This is a genomic window from Streptomyces sp. YIM 121038 (assembly GCF_006088715.1).
In the GTDB taxonomy this organism is placed as follows: Bacteria; Actinomycetota; Actinomycetes; order Streptomycetales; family Streptomycetaceae; genus Streptomyces.
Genome location: NZ_CP030771.1, coordinates 4,751,762 through 4,776,580, shown reverse-complemented (window position 1 = coordinate 4,776,580; position 24,819 = coordinate 4,751,762). Strand labels below are relative to the sequence as shown.

Below are 24,819 nucleotides of genomic sequence, written 5' to 3'. Positions count from 1 at the left end.
GGACAGTTACGCGGCTGCTGGCGCGACGTTCGGGGGCTCGTCGAGGGTGAGCGTCCACCCCGCGGCCGTGAGTTCGTCGGCCACGTGCGCGGCTACGTCCGTGGGGGCCTGGACGCCGTTGCCGTGGGCGACCTCGACGGCGGCGCGGATGGCGGCGAGGGCGGCGGCGGGCATCATCGCTGCGCCCCGGTGATGTGCCGGGCGCGCTGCCGGTTCTCGGGCCGGACGTTGGCGGGCGGGCTCATCAGGGCGCGGGCGTTGCGGCGGACGTCGGCGGCGACGCGTCGGCGGCGGGCGTCGGTCTCGGCCTGCTCGCGGGCGGCCTGCTCCGCGGCGGCGCGGGCGCTCATCCACGCAAGCCACGTGCGGTGGCGGTCCTCGGCGTCCGGCCGGTACGCGGGCGGGGTCGGCGGATGGCCTGCGGCGGCGAGCTGCTGTTCGGCGGCGCGCTCGGCGCGCAGGGCGACCCCGTCAACCTCGCGCACGGTGCGCCACCGGTCCCAACCGGCGTGCTCCTGAAAGATCACGTAGGCGCCCTTGTCGACCAGGTCGCGAAACGCCTTCTGGGCGCGCTTGCGGTCGGACGTCCGGATGACGGCCGGATCATCGGGCTTGTGGTCCCAACTGGCCTCTACCCGCCACGACTTGACGTTCTTCGTGCGGTCGGTGGTGGCGGCCTTGCGGCGGTGGGTGCGGGCCTGCTTCGGGGTCGGGCTCATGCTGCGGCCTCCGGGGCGTAGTGGCGGGCGGTGGCGAGGTCGAGACGGGAGGGGTGTGCGGTGCTGCGCGGGGTGCGGTGGACGTTGCGGCACGGCTCGCCCGCGCGGGCGCGGCACTGCTCGTAGGGGCACGCCACGTTGAGCGGGTCGGGTAGTCCCTCGGTGGCGCGGCGTTCGCGCTCGGCGCGGCGGGGCCGGTAGTCGGCGAGGGCCTGGGCGACGCTGCGCGGCACGTAGCTGCCGAGGGCGGCGAGGCGTTCGGCGACCTCGGGTGCGGGCCCGCCGGTCAGCTCGCGGAACGTGGCGGCCGGTGCGGCGCCGAGCGCGACGGCGTGCCGGGTGCCGAGCAGTTCGGCTCGGTAGGCGGCGGGGTCGTCCGGGTCGGCGGCCGGTACGGGGTCGTGGTGGCGGTCGACGACGTCGCGGCGGAATGCGTGCCAGGGGCGCGACACGTCGCTCGGCTTGATCGGGTACGGGCTGGTCGCGATGTGGTGCCGTACGACCTGTGAGGCGTCCCAGGGGCGGCCGGTGGGGTGCGGGGCGGTCGAGGGGACGTCTGCGAGCAGGTCGGCCCACTGGTCGAGGGTCTCGTCGGCGGCGGCCTGATCGGCGGGCGCGCTGCGGGGGTCGAGGCGGACGGCGTAGGCGAGCAGGGCGGCGACTTCGCGGCGGTTCACTGGGCCGACTCCTGTGGGTCGTCGTGCGCGGCGGTACGGAACAGGTCGGCGGCGCGCTGCACGCGGCCGGGGCGGGCGGCGTCGAGCGGGATCACGTCGGCGCCGGGCGAGGTCGGGGCTCCGGTCGGAACGGGCGGGAGCGCGGTCCATCCGGGCAGGAAGTAGCGGACGGAGCGCGGGCGGGAGCGGGCGCGGCGCCACTGCTCGCGGGCGTGGTCGACCAGGGCGGGCACGGCGGTGCGCTGCACGACCGCTTCGAGGCGGAACCATTCGGCCTCGGCGAGGGACCACTCGACGACGATCCCGGCGGCGGTGAGCGCGTCACGCAACGGCCGACAGTTCGGCGGGACGGCGGGGGTCGAGCCGTAGCCGTAGCTAGCTTGCTGTACCTCCGTAGGAGGTACAGCGGGACGGGTCGGGTCGGGTCGGGGGGACCGTGACGGGTCGACGGCGTCACGCTGTGACGGGACGCCCTGACCTGCGATGTCGTCGGGGAACTCGATCTGATTCGCGGACGGTTCACGATTTTCGGCCCACGGAACGTCGATGGTTCGCGGACGATTCGCCGATGAATCGAGCGGATTACGCTCCTGGTTCCGCTGCTCGGCGGCCTTCTCGCGGGCTCGTTTCTGGCGCTCGGCGGCGGCGGCGCGGTCGTCCTCGACGCGCGCACGGCTCGGGTTGTAGATCAGGAAGTCGTGCATCACGTAGTCGCCCGAAGCGGGCTGCTTGCACCGGGTGCAGTCGTGGTCCGCCGGGTGCCACAGACCGGACGCAACCAGCTTCCGGGCCTGAGGGGCGGTGCCGTACAACTGGGCGACGACACCCGGAATCACGCCCTCGGTGAGGTGCTGGGCGGCGTAGGCGCCCGCGCGAACCCACAGGCCGAGGGCGGCATTACCGGCCTTGAGCAACTTCGGGTGCGCGTGGGCGGTGTCGTCGACTTTGAACCAAGTCACGGGGTTGTGCTCCTTGGGATGGGCGCCCGGGGCGAGGGGCGTCGGTGGCTCGTCCTCGCCCCGGGGCGGTCACTGGGCGGCGCGGACGTCCGGGCGCGTCCGGGCGGGCTGGTGCTCCTCGCATCGCCAACCGCACGGGTAGAGGCGGGCGGGCTGGGCGTGGCACCGGGGACGGCCGTACTCGCACGACGGCGGCGGCTTGTCCTCGGCCCGCGGGGCGGTCACTGCTCGGCCTCGGCGGGGGTCGCGGGAGCGAGGGCGGGCAGGTGGTCGAGCAGGGCGCCCGCCCGCCAGGCGGCGGCGACCAGGCCGCGCCCGTCGGTCGGCTGGGCCTTGCTGCCTCGGGTGTAGGTGAGCCGGTGCGAGGCGGCCCTCGACGGCCTCAACTCGACACCGGGCAGGGCGTGTACCTCGGCCGTAGAGGGGTCGACGTACTTCGCCGTACCGGCGGCGGTCGCCTCGGCGAGGATCTTGCCCGCGAACCCGGGGCGTACGGCGGTCACCACCTGGGCGGGCACGAACTCGACGACGTGCTCGGTCGGGTAGTGGTCCCGCACCCACGCGCGGAACGCCTCCTCGTCGACGACCTGCGCCTCGCGCTCGCCGCCCTGCCGGGAGACGGAACCGATCCGTGTGCCGTCGGGAAGCGTCGCGTCGGTCTTGGTGGTGCCGCCCGCCCGGTACGCGCGGTCGAGCAGGTCGTCGGCGGCCTTCTTGGCGTCTTTGTAGGCGGTCTTGACCTCGTCGAGCAGAGCGCCGAGAACGGCCTGTCGGGTCACGGCGTCGCGGACGGCGAGCGGCTCGGGCGCGGTGGTCTCGTCCTCGGCCTGCTGGGGGTCGGTCTGCGCGGTCACCGGGCGGCCCCGTTCTCGATCAGGACGCGGAACGCGTCGAGGGTGGCGGCCGGGGCCTGCTCGATCGGCAGGCCGTGCGCGCGCTCGAACGCGGCGTCGAGGTCGGTGAGTTGGGCGCGGCTCGCGGCGAGGCGGAGCGCGTTCTCGGCCTCGGCGGCGGCCTGCTCCGCGGTGACCACGCTGCCGGGTATGGCGGCCTCGGCGGCGACGGCGTCGGACACCGAGTGCGGAGCGGGTCCGGCCGGGGTGCCCTGCTCGTCGCGCGCCGTGTGCTTCTCGTCCCCGGTGTCCGGCTGTTTGGCGCCCGGCTTGGTGGCGCCGATGGCGGCGAGGCGGGCGAGGTGGTCGGGGTGCGCTCCTCGCTCCTTGGCCGCGGTGTGCAGAGCACGCACCGGGCCGACCGACTCGGCGGCGTGTGCGTCGCGGATCTCGGCGAGGCACGTCATGTATTCCGTGGGAGCGCCGTTGGCTTCGGCGTCGGCGAGGATCGCGGCGAGCTGCTCGGCGTCGGCGGTGGCGGCGGCCTCGGCGAGAAAGTCGCGCGGCGGCGGGCCGTTCGGCGTCGACTGGACAACGGTCACGCCCTCTTGCACGGGCGGAGCGTCGGCCCGCTCGACGACGACCGGGTTACCTTCCTGGTCGACGACGGCGCCGAGTTCCTCGGGCGTGTAGATCGCGCCGTGCAGCACTTCGGGGCACGCGATGCGCACGGCCTCGGCGATGGCACGGGCCCGCAGCATGGCGCGCGGGAACTTCTCCCACGGCTGCGGCTGTCCCTTCTGGTCGCGGGCGCGCGGGCGGCCGTCGACCAGCGTGCACAGACCCGCCGTAACGGCGTCGTCGAGTACCCACTCGATGACGGTCTCGTCGTCGGGGTCGTCGTGCCGCATGATGCGCACCTCGCACCGGGTGCGCTCGGACGTGATGCGCACGCGGTGCCCGGCGGACCGGGTACGGCCGAGCATGAGGTCGGCGGACTGGCACGGCTTGCCCTTGATCACGTGAATGGTCGTGATCGTGGTGACGACGTCGAGGCCGAGCGCGCGCCCGTACTCCATCGCCCACAACACGCTCGCGGGCTGCTTGCGGTAGGCGTCCGGCAAGAGAGGGGTGTTGGCAAGGGACTCGCAGAACTGCCACGCCTCGTACGGGCTCATGTGGGAGAGGGACAGGGCACCCCCGCGGGCCGGGGCGACGGCGGTCGGCGCGTGGGCGGTGGGCAGGGTGGTCACGGTCACGGGCGGGTGGTTCCTTCCGGGGCGGTGCGGTGGCGGATGTGGGCGGCGGCCCGGGTGATGCGTCCGGCGAGGGTGATCGCGTCGTCGGGGGCGAGCAGGGGGTCGAGGGCGACGGCGGCCGGGCAGTCGTCGAGCAGGGCCTCGCGGGTGGCGTCGGCCTCGGCGGCGCGCACGGCGCGTCCGTAGTCGGTGGCGTCCTCGCTGCACATCGCGACGTCGAGGGCGACGACGCTTGCGGCGTGCGCGGCGAGCAGGCGGCCAACGGCCTCGGGGTCCTGGGCGTAGGCGAGGGCGAGGTCGTCGAGCACCGGGTCGACGTGCTCGGCGAGCGGCAGGCGGACGGCGAGGCCGTCGGCGGAGAGTTGGGGGCGGATCACGTGTGCAGCTCCTCGGGCATGGTCGGCTCGTCGACGGCGAGTACGCCCGTGATCGCGTCGTATACCTGCGGACGGGTCCAGTCGGCGGCGGGGAACATGCGGCGCAACAGGCCGTGGGCGGCGCGGTGGGCATCGCGGTCGGCGGCGATCGGTCCGCCGAGGGCGTCGTCGAGGGAGACCCACGTCGAGACGCGCTGCTCGCCGTCGCGGTCGGTCGTCACGGGGGCGGTCCGCACGAGCGCGGCGCCCGGGGCGATCTGTTCGAGCTGCCGCGCGATGACGTCCGTGCGGGTGCGGTGCCTCTCGGCCTCGGTGGCGGCCGGTCTGTCGGTACGCTGAGGGGTGTTCACGATCGGTACCTCTCGGGGTGCGGTCGAGAGGGCCGTCCGGGTCGCATCCGGGCGGCCCTCGGCGTTTTCAGGCGGCGGTGCGGTGCTCGACGGCGGGCGCCTGCTCGGCACGCTGCTGCCGTTCGAGGCGCCGCAAGATGAGTTCGACCTCGGGGGCGAGGCGCCCCGCGGCGCGGTCGGTGTCGCGGCGGCGGCGGGCGGCGTCGAGGACCCGGCGGGCAGCGGCGAATGCCTGCTCGCGGGGGATGACCAGCCCGCTCATGCGGCGGCTCGCTGCACTAGCTGACCAGCGGAAACGCCGTAGTGCTGCTCAACTGCCGCAGCAACAAGGGCACTTGGCGCGGTGTGTCCGTGCCACAAACGCCATGCGGTGTTACGTGCAACTTTCAACCGGCGAGCCGTGTCTGACGGAGTGCGGTCCCCCGCTTTGCGGGCGGCGGAGACCAGGGCGGCGCGGTCGTACATACGGGCATCGTCCTTCCGTGGAAGGTTCGTTCCTTCCATGAAAGGAACGCTAACACGACGGACGAGCGTTCGATCGGCATATGCATGCGGAGCGGGTCATTCACGTATCTGCATTGACAGACGGCATATGCCCGACAACAATCGGTCACCAGTTCGAATGGAAAGCCGCAACCCGGGGGGGTGGACTATGGCTTACCCACGCTTTCTGGACACCTTCAAACGATCACGTGGTCGCCACGGTTCACGCGCGGTATGTTCCATCCATGGAACGAACGAACCAATCAGGGAACGACAGGGCCACGCCCGACGAGTTCGCCGCGTGGTTGCGAGAGCAGCTAGAACGCAACGGCTACGACCTCCGACCTAGGGGCGGCGGACAGACCAAGTTCGCCAAAGAGTCAGGCATCGCCGCTGCATCCGTCAGCCGCACAATGCGCGGCCAAGGAATCCCCGAGACGCGAGTCCTCGAAGCCATCGCCGACACCCTCCACGTGCCTCTGGCCGAGGTACTGGTCGCCGCTGGCATCCTCAGCCGCGACGTACTGCACGCCATCCGGCACCAGACCCCGCGAACCGACCCCCTGACCCCCGAAGCGGCAGCCGAAGAGCTGGGCATCACGGACCCCCAGAAGATCGAACTTTTCGTCTCCATGACAGAAACCCTGCGCAAGCAGCGAGCCGAGAACGGCGAGGGACACATCGCCGAGAACTAACCGCACGGAGGAACAGTGACGCACCGGTACACGCCCGCTCTCGCAATCGCCCTGCTCGTAAAAGGGCTGTTCACCGGCGGCATCGGACTGCTCAGCGGCAACGACGCCTTGTGGCAGGTCGGCCTCTTCTTCCTCCTGTCCGCCGTACCCCTGCTCATCATCCGCACTGTGCACACCTCCCAGCGCGCCACGGCTGACCAACTCGACGCCGCAGACCGCGCCGGATACGCCCGCGCCCTCGATCACGTTGCCCGCGGCCTGCTCGACGCCCCCACCCCGCCCCACGGCGGCAACCGGAACCACCGCGCCGAGCAGGCCGCGGGCAACGTGATCACACTGCGCCCGCACCACATTGGCCAACCCGAACGGAAGGCACAGTGACCCAACCCGACATACCCGCCACCTTCCACGGCTCGCCGCCCGATGAAGACGGCGAGCCGTGGATCGCCTACATCCGCGTCAGTACGTGGAAAGAAGAGAAGATCTCGCCCGAGCTTCAACGCGAAGCGATCTCCCAATGGGCACGCCGAACAGGCCGCCGCATCATCGCGTGGGTCGAAGACCTCGACGTGAGCGGCCGCCACTTCAAACGCAAGATCACCAAGTGCATTGAGCGCAGCGAAGCCGGGGAAGCCCGCGGCGTAGCTGTGTGGCGCTACTCCCGCTTCGGCCGCGACCGCACCGGCAATCAGTACTGGCTAGCACGTCTCGAAAAGGCAGGCGGAGACCTCGAATCCGCGACCGAACCAGTCGACGCCACCACAGCAGTAGGCCGCTTCCAACGCGGAATGATCCTCGAATTCGGCGCCTACGAGTCCGACCGCGCGGGCGAGCAGTGGCGCGAGACCCACGAGCACCGCAAGTACAAGCTGGGCTTGCCCGCACAGGGACGCCGTCGCTTCGGCTACATATGGCACCGACGCCGCGTCCCCGACGCCACCGAGCCCGAAGGGTTCCGCCTGCAAAAGGAGTGGTACGAGGTCGACCTCGCCGTAGGCCCGACCGTCGCAGACCTGTACCGCGCCTACGTCGATGGAGCAGGGTTCAGCGTCCTGTGCGGCGCCTTGAACCGCGCCGGACACTGCACTACGCAGGGGCGTCCCTGGCAGACCGAAACCCTGGCCCGATTCATGGACAGCGGTTTCGCCGCTGGCCTACTGCGAGTCCACAACCCCGAGTGCCGATGCCGCAAGGCAGACGGGCACTGCCGAAACCGCGTCTACATCCAAGGCGCACACGAGGAGTTGATCGACTTCGACCTCTGGCAGAGCTACCAGCAGCGCAGGAAGGAAGTCGCAGCGACCGCGCCACGGTCCCGCGAAGGCATCTACGAACTGACCGGCCTGGTCAAGTGCGCCGGATGCCGCCTCGGCACCAGCCTCAACACCGCCCGCCGCGAAGAGGGCAACGTGCCAGGGTTCAGCTACCGGTGCAGCTTGCGAGCCAAGTCGGGCGCCACAGCATGCCCCGGAATCCTCATCCAACGACTCGACGTCGAGAAGGAGGTGTTCGAGTGGTTGAAGACCAAGGCCGCAGACGGCATTGACGCAGCTCCACCGACCGAGACGGAGCCGCCCAAGCACGACAGCACCGCAGAACAGGCCAACAACATCACAGCACGCGCCCGCGCACAGGCCGAGGTCGACAAGCAGCGCCAGGCGCTCGCCCGACTCCGTGCCGACCGCGCCGCCAACCCGGAGGACTTCGGGCCAGGAGAGTACGAAGAGGCCGCCGACCTGATCCGTAAGGAGCGGGCCACGGCACAGGCACTACTCGACAGCATCCCGGAAGCCGAGCCGATACGGGACCGGAAGGAATTCGTACCGCTGATAGTCGGCACGGTCGCGGAGTGGAAGACCCTCGCCACGCGTGAACGCAACATGATGCTTCGGAAGCTGATCCGGAGAGTGGCGATCACCAGGAACGGCCCCGGCACTGAGAACCACAAGGTGGAGATCCACCCTCTGTGGGAGCCGGACCCGTGGCCGACGCCGCAACGAGGGGCGAGGAATCAAGCTACCGAGAGGTAGTGACATACCGCCTGGTACGTGCGCAGAATCTCTGCACGCCGTCGCGACATGGCGACGCCCACCAGGAGGCATGCCGTGCAGAGCACAATGCAAGACGTTCCCCTCTTGATCAGCCGGATTCTGGAACACGGCCGTACGGTTCACAGCAGCTCGAAGGTAATCACGTGGACCGGTGAGGCGGAGCCCCAGCGCCGTACATTCGCCGAGATCGGCGACCGAGCCGCACAGCTCGCCCACGCGCTACGCGACGACCTCGGGGTAACCGAGGGAAGTGTTTTGGGCACGTTCATGTGGAACAACGCGGAGCACGTCGAGGCCTACTTCGCCGTGCCGTGCATGGGTGCCGTCCTGCACACGCTCAATCTGCGGCTGCCCGCCGAGCAGCTCACCTGGATCGTCGGCCATGCGGCGGACCGCGTCATCATCGTCAACGGCTCCCTGCTCGGCCTGATCGCGCCGCTGCTCGACCGGATGCCGACCGTCGAGCACCTCGTCGTCTCCGGCCCCGGCGACCGCGCCCTCCTCGACGGCGTGCGGGCCCAGGTCCACGAGTACGAGGAGCTGATCGCGGACAGGCCGACCGGCTACGACTGGCCCGAGCTCGACGAACGCCGGGCCGCCGCCATGTGCTACACCTCCGGCACCACCGGCGACCCCAAGGGCGTCGTCTACTCCCACCGCTCCATCTATCTGCACTCCATGCAGGTCAACATGGCCCAGTCCATGGGCCTCACGGACGCCGACACCAGCCTCGTCGTCGTACCGCAGTTCCACGTCAACGCCTGGGGGCTGCCGCACGCGACGTTCATGACGGGCGTCGGCATGCTGATGCCGGACCGCTTCCTCCAGCCCGCGCCGCTCGCCGAGATGATCGAGAGCGAGCGCCCCTCGCACGCCGCGGCCGTGCCCACCATCTGGCAGGGGCTGCTCGCCGAACTCACCGCGAAGCCGCGCGACGTGAGCTGTCTGCACCAGGTCACCATCGGCGGCGCGGCGTGTCCGACGTCCCTGATGGAGGCCTTCGACCGGCTCGGGGTCCGCGTCTGCCACGCCTGGGGCATGACGGAGACCTCCCCGCTCGGCACGGTCGCGCGGCCGCCCGCGCACGCCGTGGGCACCGACCAGGAGTTGGCCTACCGCCTCACCCAAGGCCGCTTCCCGGCCGGGGTCGAGGGCCGTCTCGTCGGCCCCGACGGCAGCCACCTCCCCTGGGACGGCGAGTCCGCGGGCGAACTGGAGGTCCGCGGCCCCTGGATCGCGGGCTCCTACTACGGCGGCGCGGGCGGCGACGTCGTCCGGCCCGAGGACAAGTTCAGCGCCGACGGCTGGCTCAAGACCGGGGACGTCGGCGTCATCTCCGCCGACGGCTTCCTGACCCTCACCGACCGGGCGAAGGACGTCATCAAGTCCGGCGGGGAGTGGATCTCCTCCGTCGCGCTGGAGAACGCCCTGATGTCCCACCCTGAAGTCGCCGAGGCGGCCGTCGTCGCCGTCCCCGACGAGAAGTGGGGCGAGCGCCCCCTGGCCGCCGTCGTCCTCAAGGAGGAGGCGACCGCCGACTACGCCGCCCTGCGCGACTTCCTCGCCACCCGCGTCGCCAAGTGGCAGCTCCCCGAGCGCTGGGCGCTCGTGGCCGCCGTCCCCAAGACGAGCGTCGGCAAGTTCGACAAGAAGGTGCTGCGCAGGCAGTACGCGGCCGGAGAGCTGGACGTGACACGGGTCTGAGGAACCGTCCCCTACCGCCCCTGCTGTCCCTGCGGGCCCTACCGCCCCTGCTACGCCTCCGGGCCCTACCGCCCGCTCAGTTCGTGCCGATCTTCGCCAGCAGGTCGACGATCCGGGTCTGCACCTCGCTGCTCGTGGAACGTTCGGCGAGGAACAGGACGGTCTCGCCCGCCGCGAGCTTCGGCAGGTCGGTCTCGTCGACGGCGGCCGTGTAGACGACCAGCGGCGTGCGGTTCAGCTGGCCGTTGGCGCGCAGCCAGTCGATGATTCCGGCGCGTCGGCGGCGTACCTGGTGGAGGTCCATGACCACCAGGTTCGGCCGGGTCTGGGCGGCGAGCGTCACCGCGTCGGCGTCGCTCTCGGCCCGGGCGACCTGCATGCCGCGCCGCTCCAGGGTCGCGGTCAGGGCGAGGGCGATCTCCTCGTGCTCCTCGATGAGCAGGACCCGCGGGGGGTGCTGCTCGCTGTCGCGCGGCGCGAGGGCCTTCAGGAGCACGGCGGGGTCGGCGCCGTACGCCGCCTCGCGGGAGGCCTGGCCGAGCCCGGCCGTGACGAGCACGGGCACCTCGGCGGCGACGGCGGCCTGGCGCAGCGACTGCAGCGCGGTGCGCGTGATCGGGCCGGTCAGCGGGTCCACGAAGAGGGCCGCGGGGAACGCGGCGATCTGCGCGTCGACCTCCTCGCGCGAGTGCACGATGACGGGCCGGTAGCCGCGGTCGCTCAGCGCCTGCTGCGTGGTGACGTCGGGCGCGGGCCAGACGAGCAGCCGGCGCGGGTTGTCCAGCGGCTCGGGCGGCAACTCGTCGTCCATGGGCCGCGGCTGGGGGCGGTTCGTCACCTCGACGGCGCCACCGGGGCCGTCCAGCGGCTCGGGGCCCTCGGCGGCGTTCTCGTCCGGCGCGCCGATCGCGTACGAGCGTCCGGTGCCCTCGGTGCCCGGCGAGAGCCGGGGCTGCGGCTGCTGCTTGGGCTGCGGCGGCGCCTGCGGGTGCGGGCGGGCCGCGCTCTCCGGGCGCTCGTCGGCGCCGGGCTCGGGCGGCGTCGCCAGCTTGCGGCGGCGCCCCGAACCTCCCTGCGCGGGCTGCGCGGGCTGCGCGGGGCCGTGCGGCGGCTGGGCCTGCGGCTGTACGGGCGGCTGCGGCTGGCGGCCGAAGGGCACGCCCTGGCCCAGCGTGCGCACGCTGATCGCGCGCCCCTGCGTCGAGTTCGGGTCGATGGGCGCGGCCTCGGCGGGCAGCGGCTGCGCGGCACGCGCGCGTGGGTCACGTTCCGGCGGCAGGGCGGCGCCCTGGGCGGGCGTCGCTCCGGCGTGCGGGACGGAGTGCGGGGCCTGCGGGGTGGCCTGCGCGGCCTGCGGGGTGGCCTGCGGCGGCAGGACGGTCGACGGCGTGCCGCCCGCGGGGGTGCCCTCGGCGGGCATGGCGCCGACCGGGACGCCTGCCGCCGGGGTGCCTGCCACCGGGGTGCCCGCGCCGGGCATGCCCTGGGGCGGAGTCGCACCGCCCGCGGGGCCGGCCGTCGGCGGGGCCTGCCGCGCGCGCCTGCGCCCGGTCGGTGCCTGCGGCTGCGCCTGGGCGGGCAGCGCCGGGGACTGCGTCGGGTGCGGCTGCGGCGGGGTGTGGTCGTCGGTGGGGTCCTGCGGCGCCACGGCGTGCTGCCCCGTGTCGTCCTGCCGCGTGTCGCCCTGCCTCGTGTCGCCCGGCCCCGCGGCGAGGCCTCCCGGCGCGGGAGCGGGCATGGCGCCCCGCGCCACGGCGCCCCGGGCCGGAGCGGGCGCGCGGCCCTGCGTGGGCACTCCGCCGCGCGCGGCGGCCTGCATTCCGGCCTGTACGCCCGCCGGGACGCTCACCGAGGCGCCGACCTGCGCGGGCCCCGCCTCCGTGGCGACCGCGCCGCGCGCGTCCTGCCCGGCACCGGCGGGGCGCGCACCGGCGAGCTGCCGCGCACCGCCCTGCACCGGCTGTCCAGAGGCTTGCCCGGAGCCCTGCCCGGCGGCCGGTCCGGAGCCCTGCCCGGCGGCCGGTCCGGCGTCCTGCCCGGTGACCTGCTCGGCGCCGATCAGCGCTCCGCTGCCCTCCTCGCGGTCCGCGTCGGCCGGAGGCAGCGCGAACACCCGGCTGTTGGAGGCCTCTTCCGCCGCGGCCCGCTCCCGGGCCGCCGCCAGCGCGCGCCGGGCGCGACGGCCACCGGGGCGCGGGGCGTCGGGGTCATCGCCCTGCCCGTCCCCGGTCTCCGGAGCGGCCCCGGTCCCCGACGGCAAGGCCAACGCGTGCGACTCGCCCGCGCGCCGGGCACGCCGCCCCGAGGGCCCGCCATCGCCCTGCGGCGGCACTCCCTGCGGCGGCACTGCCTGGGACGGCACTGCCTGGGACGGCACTCCCTGAGGGGGCACGGTTTCGCCGAGCGCCGCGGAACCGGCGGCGTGCTCGGCCGCCGTCATCACGGCCCCTTCGGCGGGGCTCGGCCGTCCCCGGCGCCGACCGGTGCCTCCCGACGTACCGCCGGAGGTATCACCGGACGCACCGGACGCACCGGACGCACCGGACGCACCGGACATGCCGAACGCACCAGGCGCACCAGGCGCACCGGCGCCCGTGTCGCCGGGCGCGACCGGGACGGCTTCCGCCGGTCCGTGCGCCACCGCACGCCGCCTGCGCCGTCCGGTACCACCGGCACCGGCCTCGGCGGCGGGCCCGGCGACACCAGGACCAGTACCAGGGCCGGCACTCTTACGCACACCCGCACCGGCACCCGCACCGGAGTCGGCGCCCCCAGGGCCCCCCGCACCCGCGGTGTCCCCGGAATCCGCCTCACCGGGAAGGCCGCTGTCCAGGAAGGAGTCCACCGAGGAGCGCCGCGCGCGCCTGCGGCCGCCACCGGCGGGAGCGCCCGCCTGCTCGGGCACCGGGGCACCGGCGCCCGCCGTGTCGCTGCCCTGCGCGGGGCCTGCGGCGACGGCCGGAGCCGGTCGCGGTGCCACCTCGACGGCCGCCCCCGGAGCGGCCGCGGCCGCGGCGCTGTCCCCGACCGGCACTTCGAGTACGTACGCGCTGCCGCCCGTGCCCGGCACCTCATGCGTCTGGAGCACGCCGCCGTGGGCCCGCACGATGCCCTGTACGACGGGCTCGTGGACGGGGTCACCGCCGGTGTAGGGCCCGCGCACCTCGATGCGGACGACCTCGCCGCGCTGGGCCGCGGCGACGACGACGGTCGAGTCGACGTACCCGGCCGCGGCCTCGGGACCGCCCGAAACCACGGCTCCCGCGCGCGTGTTGCCGGTAGCGTCGATTCCGGCCACGTCGGCGATCAGGTGCGCGAGGGCCGTCGCGAGCCGGTGCGCGTCCACGTGGACCGCGACCGGCGGCGCGTGCACGGCGAACTGGGCGCGGCCGGGCCCGATCAGCTCGACGGCCCCGTCGACGCCCGCCGCGACGACGGCGTCCAGCGGCACGACCGTACGGACCAGTTCCTCGGCGCCCGCTTCCAGGCGCTGGAAGCCCAGGACGTTGTCCACGAGGGTCGTCATGCGCGCGTACCCGGCCGACAGGTGGTGCAGCACCTGGTTGGCCTCGGGCCAGAGCTGGCCCGCGTCGTCGGCGGCCAGCGCGGCCAGTTCGCGGCGCATCTCGTCGAGCGGCCCGCGCAGGGACCGGTCGAGGACGGCGACGAGCTGCTGGTGCCGGGCTTCGAGGGCGTCGTAGCGCTCCTGCTCCTGCTCGGCGAACGCCTCGAAGCGGTCCTTCTCGCGCTCGGCGAGCGCCGCGTACCGCTCCTGCTCGGCCGCGAGTTCCTCCGCACGGCGCTCGGCGGCCTCGCGCAGCTCCTCGGCGTGCTGGGCGAGGGCCGCCTCGTGCTTCTCCGCGAGCGCGTCGTACGGCCGCCGGTCGGTGAAGGTCATGACCGCGCCGACGAGCTGGTCGCCGTCGCGCACGGGCGCCGTCGTCAGGTCGACCGCGACCTTCTCGCCGCTCTTGGCCCACAGGACCTGGCCGCGCACGCGGTGCTTGCGGCCGGAGCGCAGCGTGTCGGCGAGCGGGGACTCGTCGTACGGGAACGGCTCGCCGTCGGCGCGCGAGTGCAGGACCAGCGGGTGCAGTTCCTGCCCGCCGAGGTCGCTCGCGCGAAAGCCGAGTATCTGGGCGGCGGCGGGGTTGACCAGGACGACGCGGCCGTCGGTGTCCGTGCCGACGACGCCCTCGGCGGCGGCCCGCAGGATCATCTCGGTCTGCCGCTGCGAACGCGCCAGCTCGGCTTCCGTGTTGAGCGCGCCGGACAGGTCGCGGACGACGATCATCAGCATCTCGTCGCCGCTGTAACCGCTGTAGCCGCCGTGGCCGTAGCGCTCGTCGTAGGCGTTCCTGCTGTCCTCGAGGCTGGAGCTGGTGACCTCGACCGGGAACTCGTAGCCGTCCGTTCGGCGGGCGATCATCCGCTTCGGCTTGGTCCGTCCGCGTTCGTCCGTACTGTCCGGACGGCGCATGGAGCCGGGAATGAGCCGGGAGTCGAACTCCGGCAGCAGATCGAGCAGTCCGCGCCCCACGAGCGCGGTGCCGGGCGCCTCGAAGGCCTCGAGCGCGATGGCGTTCGCGTTCACGACGGTCCCGTTGGCGTTGACCAGCACCAGCGCGTCCGGGAGCGCGTCGAGTATGGCTGCGAGGCGAGCAGCGCCTCGGGATGGCCTGCTGCTCACGACGACGCTTCCTCCCTGGTTACCGCACCTTGCCGACCGCCCAGGCCATCTTGCCCCGCGGCCCGCGGCATGTCACGGGAGGGAAGTCTACGGGGAGCGGTTGCGGGCGCGACGCCGGATGAGAGGGAGTGAGAGGGAGACTGCACGCAGAAGCTGTGAGGGCTTCGGTCCTGCCTGGTCACGGCAGGGGCGTGCGGCGCACTTCACCACGGCGCCGCACGGCACTTCGTGGAACTTCACGGAACTTCGGAAAGTGGTCCGCCACGCGCGCGTGGCGGACCGTTACGCGCCGGTGGAGGGCAGGACCGGAACCAGCGTGTTCCACCGCGAGATCTGGCAGCCGTCGGTCCGCTTGAAGGAGGCGTCGACGGGCCGCCCCTGCCAGGTGCCCGTCACGTGGGCGGTCTGCGCGCCGCCGTACACCTGGGTGCACATGGCGTCGCGCGCCACCGGGCGGAAGGGGTCGGCGCCCTCGGCCGCGAGCCCGTCCAGACGCGCGCACGCGTCGGCGGGCGCCGGGTGACTGCCCGCGGCCGGGCCGCATTCCAGCGCGTACGTCGTGCTCGGCGTTCCGTCGTTCTCGGAGTACGTGACGTCGAGGTGGTCGCGGGTGACGAGGCCCAGGTGATCCCGGGCGATCAGGTCGGCGGGGGCCGCGGCGGCGGACGGCGTCGCGAGGGCGGCGAAGGAGGCGGCGACGGTCGTGACGGTGGTCGCGACGGCGGTGAGGAAGGGGCGGCGTTCGCTGACGGTCTTCACGGAGGCTCTCCCGGGGTGTGCGGTTTCCAGCTCGCGCCCGCCGGTGGGGCGGGCGCCTACCGCCTCCTCTAACGCCCCCGGCCGTGCCGCGTTGCGGGGCCCTCGGACGCTTTGCTCTTCGACCCGCGCGACTAGTACCGTGGAAGCCGCGATTGGTGGCGCGGCCCCTGGCTGTGTCATCATCTGCACGCACACCCGCGCTCGCGGGGGTGCATCAGGTTGGAGGCGTCGCCTAGTCCGGTCTATGGCGCCGCACTGCTAATGCGGTTTCGGGGTAACCCCCTGATCGAGGGTTCAAATCCCTCCGCCTCCGCACATGAGCTGAAGCCCCGGTCCACTGGACCGGGGCTTCAGTGCTTCCTGAGCTTCCCGAGCGCTTCCCCCTGCCGCTCCCGGCCGGCCCCGCCCCCACCCGCGGGAACGTTTTCGCAGGTCACAAGGGGTGAGGCCAATGGATTTCACATGGCGGCGGCAGTCATGTAATGTTCTTCCTGTCGCCGCGAGCGGGCCGAAAGGACCGGGAGCGAGACAAAAACAAAACAAGCACTCGTAGCTTAACGGATAGAGCATCTGACTACGGATCAGAAGGTTGCAGGTTCGAATCCTGCCGAGTGCACAGCAGACCAGAGGCCCCGGAGAGATCCGGGGCCTCTGGCGTTTCGCGCGGGGTGGGGCAGACGGTTTTCACGGTGCCGCCGTCGATCACGTGGTCCGCGCCCGTGATGTTGCCCGCCACGTCCGAGAGCAGGAACGTGATCAGGGCCGCGACCTCGGTGGGTTCGGTGATGCGGTCCGATGTCATGCCGAACCTCTGCGGGATCTCCGTGAGGAACCGGGCGTGGTCGGCGCCTGCCGCCGCGGCTGGCTCCGGTGACGACGGCGGTCTTTCCGGTGAGGCGCAGGTCCATGGGGTGTCCTAGTCCTTGTCGTGGTGGAGCGGGCGGATGTGCGGGGGCCGGGGCGGGGTCCGGCCTGGGGGCTGGTGGGGGTCAGGCCCGAGGGCGGGGCGGGGTCAGAGGAGGTCCAGTACCGCTCGGATCGTGCGGTGCGTGCCCTCCGGGCCCTCCGCGACCCGCGCGGTCACGCGCAGTCCGACGACCGTGTTCAGGAGCAGGCTGCCGACGCACGCGGCGTTGCGGTTCGGGGCGATCTCGCCCGAGCGCTTGCCCTCCTCGACCAGGGCCTGGAGGGCGGACTCGGTGCGGGCGAACATCTCCCGGACCAGTTCGGACGAGGTCGGGTCGGTGCCCGCCAGTTCGGCCGCCGCGTTCACGGCCATGCAGCCGCGGCGGTCCGGGTCCGCGAAGTCCAGGGCCACCAGGAGTTCGAGGGCGGCGCGGAGCCGCTCCTTGACCGGGCCCTCGCTCTCGAAGAGCGCGATGAGGCGCTGGGCCTGGGTGTCGCGGTAGCGGCGCAGGGCCCGCTCGAAGAGGGCGTGCTTGCTGCCGAAGGCGTTGTACAGGCTGCCCTTTCCGATGCCGAGGGCGTCGACGAGGTCCTGCGGGGTCGTGCCCGCGTACCCCTTGCGCCAGAAGACCTCCATCGCCTGGTCCACGGCGGTCTCCGGATCGAACTGTCTCGGCCGTCCCATGCGGGGCAGCGTAACAATGTTTTGTACTTCAAGGTCAAGAATGAGGCGGGGAAGGAGGACGGGGCGAGGGAGCCATCCTGCCCCGTTGTCAGTGGTGTGCGTCATGCTCGGTCGTATGACGTGGTGGTGCACGGGGGTGCGGTGGCACGCGGAGGGCAGGCCCGCCCTCGGCTGGTACGCGCCCGGACGGGAGCCGCGCGAGAGCGCGCCGGAGTACGGGACCGTGCTCGCCTTCCGTGCCCGGGGCGGGCGGCGGTGCCTCGGGGTGTGGCGCGGCGGGCGGTGGACCCCGTGTCCGGTGGGCACGGCGGTGGCGGCGCGGGCCACGCGCGGGCAGTGCGAGGAGTGCGCCCGCGTCGACCGGGCGCACTCGGTCGCGGCGGACACCTTCGCCGACGATCCACGGCCGTACCACGTGTACGTGGCGTGGTTCGGCCCCGGCGTGGTGAAGGTCGGCATCACGCGGGTCGAGCGGGGCGGCACGCGGCTGCTCGAGCAGGGGGCGGTGGCGTACAGCTGGCTGGGGCGCGGCCCGTTGATGGCCGCCCGCCGCACCGAGGAGCTGCTGCGCACCGCGCTCGGCGTGCCGGACCGGGTTCCGTACGCGCGCAAGCGGGCCCTGCGGGCGCGGCTGCCGTCCCCGGCCGGGCGGGCCCGCGAGCTGGCGGAGCTGCACCGGAGGGCGAGCGGCCTCGGCGGGTGGCCCGACTCGCTGGAGCCGCTGCCGTACGCGTGCGTCGACCACGCGGAGGTGTTCGGGCGCGCGCTCGGACAGGCGACGGGGGTGGTCGGCGAGCTCGTGGACGGGGGCGTGGTCGCGGGCACGCTGGTCGGGGCGGCGGGGCCCGATCTGCATCTGGAGGTGCGGGAGGGGGCGGGGCGCGGGGGCGTGGTGGTCGTCGACGGGAGGGTGTTGAGCGGGTGGCGGCTGGAAGCGGTGGCGGAGGACGCGGGGGTGACGGTTCCGGTTCGGGGGGTGCCTGCGGTGCAGGGCGGGTTGTTCTGAGCCTCGGCGCACGGTTTGCCCCTGCGGGGCCTGCTTCTGCGGGGCTTGCCCCTGCACGGCTTGCCTCTGCGGGGCCCCGGCCCTGTCGGCGGCCTGCCCCTGCGGTCTCCCAGCCCCGTTCGCTGACCGGAAGGTCAAAACTGGCTGCCCGTTCGGCAAGGCGGGCTCGCTGAGGTGGACAGGAGGTTCGGCCGCCGGTGACGGTGGGTGCCATGACTGATCACGCGCTGACTGCTGACGAGTTGACTGATGACGAGCTGGCCGCTGACGAGTTGACGGAGCACGAGCCCGGCGGCCGTGGGATACCTGAGGTGTCCGGGCCCGCCGGGCCCTTCGAACCGCCGTACTACTCGGTCGTGTTCACCGCCCTGCGCACCGACGGGGACCACGGCTACGGCGAGACCGCCCAGCGCATGGACGAGCGGGTGGCGCAGGTCCCGGGCTTCCTCGGCGCCGACTCGGCACGGACGCCCGGCGGGCTCGGGATCACCGTCGCGTACTTCCGGGACCTGGACGCGGTCAAGGCGTGGCGGGACGACTCGGAGCACCGGGAGGCGCGGAAGCGCGGCCGGGAGGAGTGGTACGAGCGGTACGTGGTGCACGTGGCCAAGGTGGAGCGGAGTTATGGGCGCGAGCGGGGAGCGGGGGTGGCCGACGGTGGCGAGTGAGGCGGGGGAGCGGGGGCGCGACCGGGGGGAAGGCGGCGGGGAGGGCCTGGAGCGGCCTTTGGGCGAGCCCGGTGAGCCCGGTGAGCCCAGTGGGTCCGGTAGGCCCAGTGAGCTTGGTGGGCCTGATGAGCCCAGCCGGTCCGGTGAGTTGGGTGAGCCTGGTGAGCCCAGCCGGTCCGGTGAGTTGAGTGAGTCTGGTGAGTCCGGTGGGCTTGGTAGGCCCAGTGAGCTCGGTGGGCCTGGTGAGCCCAGTGAGCCCAGTGAGCCCGGTGGGCCTGGTGAGCCCAGTAGGCCCGGTGAATTCGGTGAGCCTCGTGAACTCGGTGAGCCCGTTCGGCCGGCGGAGGCCACGGACTCGGCAAGGCCGGGTGGACCCGGCGAAGTCGAGGCCGTGGTCGGGTTCTGGCGGAGGCTCGGGCTGCCGGGGCTCGTCGACGTGCACACGCACTTCATGCCGGAGCGCGTCCTCGCCAAGGTGTGGGCGTACTTCGACGGAGTCGGTCCCCTGACGAACCGCGAGTGGCCCATCGCGTACCGGCACGACGAGGAGCGACGGCTCGCCGTGCTGCGGGAGTTCGGCGTGCGGGCCTTCACGGCGATGCTCTATCCGCACAAGCCGGGCATGGCCCGCTGGCTCAACGGCTGGGCGGTGGACTTCGCGGCCCGTACGCCGGACTGTCTGCACACGGCCACCCTGTTCCCGGAGCCCGGCGTCGAGGACTATGTGCGGGAGGCGGTCGAGGCCGGGGCCCGGGTGTTCAAGGCGCACGTACAGGTGGGGGCGTACGACCCGAACGACGCGCTGCTGGACCCGGCGTGGGGGCTGCTCGCCGACACCGGCACGCCGGTGGTGATGCACTGCGGATCCGGGCCCGTGCCCGGCAAGCACACCGGACCCGAGCCGGTGGGGCGGCTGCTCGCGCGCCACCCCCGGCTGCGGCTCGTCGTGGCGCACATGGGCATGCCGGAGTACGCGGACTTCCTCGACCTGGCCGAGCGGTACGGGGAGGTGCGGCTCGACACGACCATGGCGTTCACGGACTTCAGCGAGCGGGAGTCGCCGTTCCCGCGCGGGGAGCGGGCGCGGCTCGCGGACCTCGGCGACCGGGTGCTGCTCGGCACGGACTTCCCCAACATCCCCTACGGGTACGGGCATCAGCTGGAGTCCCTGGAGCGGCTCGGCCTCGGTGACGCGTGGCTCAGGGGGGTGTGCCACGGGAACGGGGCGAGGCTGTTCGGGCTGGGGTGACGGCCCACGCGGGCGGGGCGGCCGCCCCCGGTCCGAGGCCTGGCCGCTCCCGGTCCGAGGCCCGGCCGCTCCCGGTCCGAGGCCCGGCCGCCCCCGGTCCGAGACCCGACCGCTCCCGGCCCGAGGCCCGGCCGCTCCCGGGCCCGAGCCCAGGCCTCCCCCGGCCCGAGCCCCGGCCACCCGTTCGCGCAGGAAGCCCGGCCCCCCGCCGCGCCCAAACGCCCTTCTTAGGGAATTCACAGGAACCCGCAAGCCCCCTCTCACCCCCCGCGCCCACGCTGAAGGCATGACCACGACCTCGCCCCAGGGGCGTACCGAACTGCTCAGGCCGGACGGGAGTCCCGTCCGCGTGCTCGTCGTGGACGACGAGGTGTCGCTCACCGAGCTGCTGTCCATGGCCCTGCGCTACGAGGGCTGGGAGATCCGCAGCGCCACGGACGGACTGGGGGCCGTGCGGGCCGCGCGGAGCTTCCGGCCGGACGTCGTCGTGCTCGACCTGATGCTGGCCGACATGGACGGCCTGTCCGTGCTCGGGCGGGTGCGGCGGGAACTGCCGGAGGTGCCGGTGCTGTTCCTGACCGGCAAGGACGCCGTCGAGGACCGGATCGCCGGGCTCACGGCGGGCGGCGACGACTACGTCACCAAGCCGTTCGGCCTGGAGGAGGTCGTCGCCCGGCTGCGCGGCCTGATCCGGCGGACCGGGGCCGGCGCCGGGCGCCGCAGCGAGTCCGTGCTCGCCGTCGGTGACCTCACCCTCGACGAGGACAGCCACGAGGTGACGCGCGGCGGGCAGTCCATCCACCTCACCGCCACCGAGTTCGAGCTGCTGCGGTACTTGATGCGCAACCCGCGGCGCGTGCTCAGCAAGGCGCAGATCCTCGACCGGGTGTGGAGCTACGACTTCGGCGGCCAGGCCAACGTCGTCGAGCTGTACATCTCGTATCTGCGGCGGAAGATCGACGCGGGCCGCGAGCCGATGATCCACACCCGGCGGGGCGCGGGCTACCTGATCAAGCCCGCCCCGGTTGCGGCGTAACGCCTCGGGCGCCGTGGGCAGTGGGGGCGCAGCCGGGCCCCGGCCCGGGCCCGGCTCTTGGCCGGGGCACTGCCGCGCTCCGCGCTCGTCCTCAAACGCCGGACGGGCTTGAACTTCCGCCTTCCACTCCCTCCGCACCCGACTCGGCCAAAGGAGTGAGCCCCTCCGAAAATTTCTTGTACAGCGTAAGACGGCTCCTCTACGGTGTATGACGCATTCGGCCTCATACACCGTAGAAGAGAAGGAGCCGCCATGACGGCGACCACCGCCGAGCCCCCCGAGGCGGCCGCCGCGCCCCGGGACCGGCACCCGCAGCGCTGGCTGATCCTGGGCGTCATCTGTCTCGCCCAGCTCACGGTGCTGCTCGACAACACCGTCCTGAGCGTCGCCATCCCGTCGCTCACCCGCGAGCTCGACGCCACGTCGTCCGACATCCAGTGGATGATCAACGCGTACTCGCTCGTCCAGTCCGGCCTGCTGCTCACGGCGGGCAGCGCGGCGGACCGCTACGGCCGCAAGAAGATGCTGACCGCGGGCCTCGTCCTGTTCGGCCTCGGCTCGCTCGCGGCGGGCCTCGCGCAGTCCTCGACGCAGCTCATCGCGGCCCGCGCCGGGATGGGCATCGGCGGCGCGCTCCTGATGACCACCACGCTCGCCGTCGTCGTGCAGATCTTCGACGAGGACGAGCGGGTGCGGGCGATCGGCCTGTGGGCGACCGTGAACTCCCTCGGCTTCGCGGCCGGTCCGCTTCTCGGCGGCTTCATGCTGAACCACTTCTGGTGGGGCTCGATCTTCCTGATCAACATCCCGGTGGCGCTGCTCGGCGTCATCGCGGTGGTCCGCCTGGTCCCCGAGTCCAAGAACCCGCAGGGCGACCGGCCCGACCTGGTCGGCGCGGTCCTCTCGACGATCGGCATGGCCTCGGTCGTGTACGCGATCATCTCCGGGCCCGAGCACGGCTGGACGTCGGCGCACGTCCTGGTCGCGGCGGGTGTCGGCGTGGGCGTCCTGGCCGGGTTCACGGTCTACGAACTGCGGATCCCGTACCCGATGCTGGACATGCACTTCTTCCGGAACAAGCAGTTCGTGGGCGCGGTGACCGGGGCGATCCTGGTCGCCTTCGGCATGGGCGGCTCGCTCTATCTGCTCACCCAGCACCTGCAGTTCGTCCTCGGCTACGAACCCCTCGAGGCCGGTCTGCGCACCGCGCCGCTCGCGGTCGCCGTGGTCGTCCTGAACACGGTGGGCCTCGGCGCGCGCCTGCACACCAAGCTGGGCACGCCCGGCACGATCCTGACCGGCATGACGATGATGGCGGGCGGACTCGTGGTGATCGCGGTGTTCGGCGGCCACGCCTACTCGGGCATGTTCACCGGGCTCGTCCTGATGGGCGCGGGCATCTCGTTCTCCATGCCCGCGATGGCCAACGCGATCATGAGCGCGATCCCGCCGGAGAAGGCGGGTGTGGGCGCGGGGGTCAACGGCACGCTCGCGGAGTTCGGCAACGGCCTCGGCGTGGCGGTCCTCGGGGCCGTACTCAACGCCCGCTTCGCGGCGCTCGTCGCGGTCTCCGCCACCTCCTTCCCCGCGGCCATGGCCGCGGCGGGCTCGGCGGGCGAGCGGGAGCGCATCTCCGACGCGTTCGCCTCGGGCCTGGAGACCAGCCAGCTCGTCGGCGCGGCCGCGGTCTTCCTCGGCGGCGCCCTCGCGGCGGCGTTGCTGTGGCGGGCCGGGCGGGCAGACTCGAGTCAGCCCGCGCAGGGCGCCGTGGACGGCGCGTCCGCGTAGCCCGGTGGGCCGCGTGTCCGCGGGGCCGTGCGGACCAAGCGCCCGCATGGCTCAGCGGACCGGGCGCCCGCATGGCTCCGCGGACCGGGCGCCCGCATGGCTCCGCGGACCGGGCGCCCGCATGGCCCCGCGGACCGGGCGCCCGCATGACCCTGCGGACCGGGCGTCCGCATAGCATCGAAGCCGGGCGGACCTGCGCGTTGCGGCCCGCCCGCCCGTACCCGTCGGGAACAGGACCTGGACCAGGAAGGTGCGCCATGGTGAAGGCAGCCGACCGCACGAAGCGAACGGCGCGCACGAGTGTCTGGCTGGAGAGCAAGGCGCCGCGCGGCTCCGGCCGCAAGGGCGACCAGCCGTCCGGCCTCGACCGGGACCGCATCACCAAGGCCACGGTCCGGCTCCTGGACGCGGAGGGGCTCGCCAAGTTCTCCATGCGCCGCCTCGCCGCGGAGCTCGAGGTCACGGCGATGTCCCTGTACTGGTACGTGGACACCAAGGACGACCTGCTCGAACTCGCCCTCGACTCGGTCTGCGCCGAGGTGCGCCTGCCCGACACCACGACCGCCCCGGCCGCGTGGCGCGGGCAGCTGCGCGACCTCGCGCGGGCCTACCGGGCGCTGCTGATCCGCCACCCGTGGGTGTCGCCGCTGGTCGGCCAGTTCCTGAACATCGGCCCGAACTGGCTGCGGTACTCCCTCGCCGTACAGCGGGCCGTGCGGAACACCGGCCTCGCGCCCCAGCAGCGCAACGGCGCGATCGCCGCGGTGTTCCAGTTCGTGTACGGCTACGGCACGATGGAGGGCCACTTCATCGCGCGCTGCAACGAGGCCGGGATGACGCTGGAGGAGTACTTCCGCGACGCCGTCGGCACGGTGAACGAGGAGATGCCGGGCAACGAGACGATCCGCAGCGCCCGGGAGCTGATGAACTCCCGTACCGAGGCCACGGTCGTCGAGATGTGGGAGCGGGACTTCGAGACCGCGCTCGACCTCCTGATCGCGGGCATCGAGGGCCTCCTCTCCCGGCCCTGACACCGCCCCCCGGCCCTGACAGGCGCCTACGCCGGGCGCCCCCCTGGCGCCCCGGCTAGGCGCCCGGCAGCTCCTCGCCGCGCACCGCCTGGATGTCGAGCTCCACCCGCAGCGTCGTACCGATCGCGGCGATCCCGGCCCGTACGACCTGGTTGTAGTGCAGGGCGAAGTCCTCGCGCCGCAGCTCGGCGGTGGCGCGGAAGGCGGCGCGGGTGCCGCCCCACGGGTCGGGGCCGGTGCCGAGATAGGTCAGGTCGAGGTCCACGGGCCGGACGACGCCGCGCAGGGCGAGGTCGCCGCGCACGGTCCAGCGGTCGGCCCCGGCGGGCTCCAGGTCCGTGGACCGGTAGGTGATCTCCGGGTACGCCGCCACGTCCAGGAAGTCCGGGCTCTTCAGGTGCTCGTCGCGCGGGCCGTTGCCCGTGTCGATGGAGGCGGCCCGGATCACGGCCTCCACGCGCGACTTCGCCAGGTCGTCGGCGATGTCCACGCGCCCCGAGAACGCGGTGAACCGCCCGTGCACGCTGGAGATCCCCAGGTGCTGGGCGACCGCGCCCACGGTGGAGTGGGCGGGGTCGATCGTCCAGGGCCCGGCCGGGGGCAGCTCGGCGCCGCCCGCGCGGGCGAGCACCACCTCGCCCACGTCGGCGCGGCCGCTCGCGGTGACCAGGGCGGTGGCCGCGGCGGGCGCGTACCCGACGGCGGTCACGATCACGGTGTAAGGACCGGCCGCGAGCGCGGTGGCGTCCCGCACCACGCCCTCCGCGTCCGCGTCCACGCGCAGCAGCTGCGCCCCCGTCATGTCCGTGACGGTCACGACGGCGCCCGGCACCGCCCACCCGTCCCGGGTGCGTACGCGCGCGCTGATCCCCATCCCACAACTCCCGTTTGCTC

The 24,819-nt window shown here is 73.1% G+C and carries 23 protein-coding genes, 2 tRNA genes and 1 pseudogene; 12 read left to right on the top strand and 14 right to left on the bottom strand.

What is annotated here, in order from left to right; translation table 11 throughout:
• Positions 1–6: 6 nt before the first annotated feature.
• The 9 genes from C9F11_RS47435 to C9F11_RS20090 all read right to left on the bottom strand — a co-directional run bounded on the left by C9F11_RS47435 (position 7) and on the right by C9F11_RS20090 (position 5,436).
• On the bottom strand, positions 7–177 hold the full coding sequence (locus tag C9F11_RS47435; protein WP_171075798.1) for a hypothetical protein: 171 nt from the start codon (positions 175–177) through the stop codon (positions 7–9).
• On the bottom strand, positions 174–719 hold the full coding sequence (locus C9F11_RS20125) for a hypothetical protein (protein WP_138960584.1): 546 nt from the start codon (positions 717–719) through the stop codon (positions 174–176). The genes C9F11_RS47435 and C9F11_RS20125 overlap by 4 nt, the downstream gene beginning before the upstream one ends.
• Positions 716–1,396, bottom strand: a complete 681-nt coding sequence (locus C9F11_RS20120; protein ID WP_138960583.1) for a cell surface glycoprotein — start codon at positions 1,394–1,396, stop codon at positions 716–718. The genes C9F11_RS20125 and C9F11_RS20120 overlap by 4 nt, the downstream gene beginning before the upstream one ends.
• Positions 1,393–2,355: a mucin-2 gene (locus C9F11_RS20115; RefSeq protein ID WP_138960582.1), complete on the bottom strand. Its 963-nt coding sequence runs from the start codon at positions 2,353–2,355 to the stop codon at positions 1,393–1,395. The genes C9F11_RS20120 and C9F11_RS20115 overlap by 4 nt, the downstream gene beginning before the upstream one ends.
• 221 nt (positions 2,356–2,576) lie before the next feature.
• Positions 2,577–3,209 carry a hypothetical protein gene (locus tag C9F11_RS20110; protein ID WP_138960581.1) on the bottom strand — a complete coding sequence of 211 codons (633 nt, stop codon included), beginning with the start codon at positions 3,207–3,209 and terminating at the stop codon, positions 2,577–2,579.
• Positions 3,206–4,447 carry a recombinase RecT gene (locus C9F11_RS20105; RefSeq protein ID WP_138960580.1) on the bottom strand — a complete coding sequence of 414 codons (1,242 nt, stop codon included), beginning with the start codon at positions 4,445–4,447 and terminating at the stop codon, positions 3,206–3,208. The genes C9F11_RS20110 and C9F11_RS20105 overlap by 4 nt, the downstream gene beginning before the upstream one ends.
• Entirely contained in the window at positions 4,444–4,824 is a 381-nt protein-coding gene (locus C9F11_RS20100) for a hypothetical protein (protein ID WP_138960579.1), read from the bottom strand. The genes C9F11_RS20105 and C9F11_RS20100 overlap by 4 nt, the downstream gene beginning before the upstream one ends.
• Positions 4,821–5,174: a hypothetical protein gene (locus C9F11_RS20095; RefSeq protein ID WP_249401799.1), complete on the bottom strand. Its 354-nt coding sequence runs from the start codon at positions 5,172–5,174 to the stop codon at positions 4,821–4,823. The genes C9F11_RS20100 and C9F11_RS20095 overlap by 4 nt, the downstream gene beginning before the upstream one ends.
• Positions 5,175–5,241: 67 nt before the next feature.
• Positions 5,242–5,436, bottom strand: coding sequence for a hypothetical protein (locus C9F11_RS20090; protein ID WP_138960578.1), 195 nt, complete (start codon positions 5,434–5,436; stop codon positions 5,242–5,244).
• 466 nt (positions 5,437–5,902) lie between these two features.
• On the opposite strand from C9F11_RS20090, the gene C9F11_RS20085 reads away from it, so the two are divergent.
• The 4 genes from C9F11_RS20085 (at position 5,903) to C9F11_RS20070 (ending at position 10,107) form a co-directional block, all read left to right on the top strand.
• Entirely contained in the window at positions 5,903–6,352 is a 450-nt protein-coding gene (locus C9F11_RS20085; RefSeq protein WP_138960577.1) for a helix-turn-helix domain-containing protein, read from the top strand.
• A 15-nt stretch (positions 6,353–6,367) separates the two neighbouring features.
• Positions 6,368–6,733, top strand: a complete 366-nt coding sequence (locus C9F11_RS20080) for a hypothetical protein (RefSeq protein ID WP_138960576.1) — start codon at positions 6,368–6,370, stop codon at positions 6,731–6,733.
• Positions 6,730–8,382, top strand: a complete 1,653-nt coding sequence (locus tag C9F11_RS20075; RefSeq protein ID WP_138960575.1) for a recombinase family protein — start codon at positions 6,730–6,732, stop codon at positions 8,380–8,382. Before C9F11_RS20080 ends, C9F11_RS20075 begins: the two co-directional genes overlap by 4 nt.
• A gap of 75 nt (positions 8,383–8,457) precedes the next feature.
• Positions 8,458–10,107, top strand: coding sequence for a long-chain fatty acid--CoA ligase (locus C9F11_RS20070; protein WP_138960574.1), 1,650 nt, complete (start codon positions 8,458–8,460; stop codon positions 10,105–10,107).
• A gap of 76 nt (positions 10,108–10,183) precedes the next feature.
• On the opposite strand, the gene C9F11_RS20065 is transcribed toward C9F11_RS20070, so the two are convergent.
• A complete protein-coding gene (locus C9F11_RS20065) occupies positions 10,184–14,797 on the bottom strand; it encodes a PAS domain-containing protein (protein WP_138960573.1) in 4,614 nt (1,537 codons plus the stop codon).
• A 282-nt stretch (positions 14,798–15,079) separates the two neighbouring features.
• On the bottom strand, positions 15,080–15,556 hold the full coding sequence (locus tag C9F11_RS20060) for an SSI family serine proteinase inhibitor (protein WP_249401798.1): 477 nt from the start codon (positions 15,554–15,556) through the stop codon (positions 15,080–15,082).
• Positions 15,557–15,777: 221 nt separating this feature from the next.
• Here C9F11_RS20060 and C9F11_RS20055 point away from each other — a divergent pair.
• Both C9F11_RS20055 and C9F11_RS20050 read left to right on the top strand, forming a co-directional pair.
• Positions 15,778–15,869 (top strand) — tRNA-Ser (locus C9F11_RS20055).
• 230 nt (positions 15,870–16,099) lie between these two features.
• Positions 16,100–16,172: transfer RNA gene (locus C9F11_RS20050), tRNA-Arg, on the top strand.
• Between the two features lie 60 nt (positions 16,173–16,232).
• On the opposite strand, the pseudogene C9F11_RS48685 reads toward C9F11_RS20050, so the two are convergent.
• Together C9F11_RS48685 and C9F11_RS20040 are read right to left on the bottom strand one after the other, a co-directional pair.
• Positions 16,233–16,424: pseudogene (locus C9F11_RS48685) on the bottom strand (SDR family oxidoreductase); the annotation flags it as partial.
• Between the two features lie 144 nt (positions 16,425–16,568).
• Positions 16,569–17,147, bottom strand: a complete 579-nt coding sequence (locus C9F11_RS20040) for a TetR/AcrR family transcriptional regulator (protein WP_138960572.1) — start codon at positions 17,145–17,147, stop codon at positions 16,569–16,571.
• A 115-nt stretch (positions 17,148–17,262) separates the two neighbouring features.
• On the opposite strand from C9F11_RS20040, the gene C9F11_RS20035 reads away from it, so the two are divergent.
• From C9F11_RS20035 to C9F11_RS20005, 6 genes are all read left to right on the top strand, one after another.
• Positions 17,263–18,153, top strand: coding sequence for a DUF2797 domain-containing protein (locus C9F11_RS20035; protein WP_138966749.1), 891 nt, complete (start codon positions 17,263–17,265; stop codon positions 18,151–18,153).
• Positions 18,154–18,365: 212 nt separating this feature from the next.
• The gene (locus C9F11_RS20030; protein ID WP_138960571.1) at positions 18,366–18,821 is read left to right on the top strand and encodes an antibiotic biosynthesis monooxygenase; all 456 of its coding nucleotides are present in this window, start codon (positions 18,366–18,368) and stop codon (positions 18,819–18,821) included.
• A gap of 391 nt (positions 18,822–19,212) precedes the next feature.
• The gene (locus C9F11_RS20020; RefSeq protein ID WP_138960570.1) at positions 19,213–20,070 is read left to right on the top strand and encodes an amidohydrolase family protein; all 858 of its coding nucleotides are present in this window, start codon (positions 19,213–19,215) and stop codon (positions 20,068–20,070) included.
• A gap of 286 nt (positions 20,071–20,356) precedes the next feature.
• Positions 20,357–21,106, top strand: a complete 750-nt coding sequence (locus C9F11_RS20015) for a response regulator transcription factor (RefSeq protein ID WP_138960569.1) — start codon at positions 20,357–20,359, stop codon at positions 21,104–21,106.
• A gap of 252 nt (positions 21,107–21,358) precedes the next feature.
• Positions 21,359–22,894, top strand: a complete 1,536-nt coding sequence (locus C9F11_RS20010; protein ID WP_138960568.1) for an MFS transporter — start codon at positions 21,359–21,361, stop codon at positions 22,892–22,894.
• A 257-nt stretch (positions 22,895–23,151) separates the two neighbouring features.
• Positions 23,152–23,925, top strand: coding sequence for a TetR/AcrR family transcriptional regulator (locus C9F11_RS20005; RefSeq protein ID WP_138960567.1), 774 nt, complete (start codon positions 23,152–23,154; stop codon positions 23,923–23,925).
• Positions 23,926–23,980: 55 nt separating this feature from the next.
• On the opposite strand, the gene C9F11_RS20000 is transcribed toward C9F11_RS20005, so the two are convergent.
• Positions 23,981–24,799, bottom strand: a complete 819-nt coding sequence (locus tag C9F11_RS20000) for a YceI family protein (protein ID WP_138960566.1) — start codon at positions 24,797–24,799, stop codon at positions 23,981–23,983.
• Between the last annotated feature and the right edge of the window lie 20 nt (positions 24,800–24,819).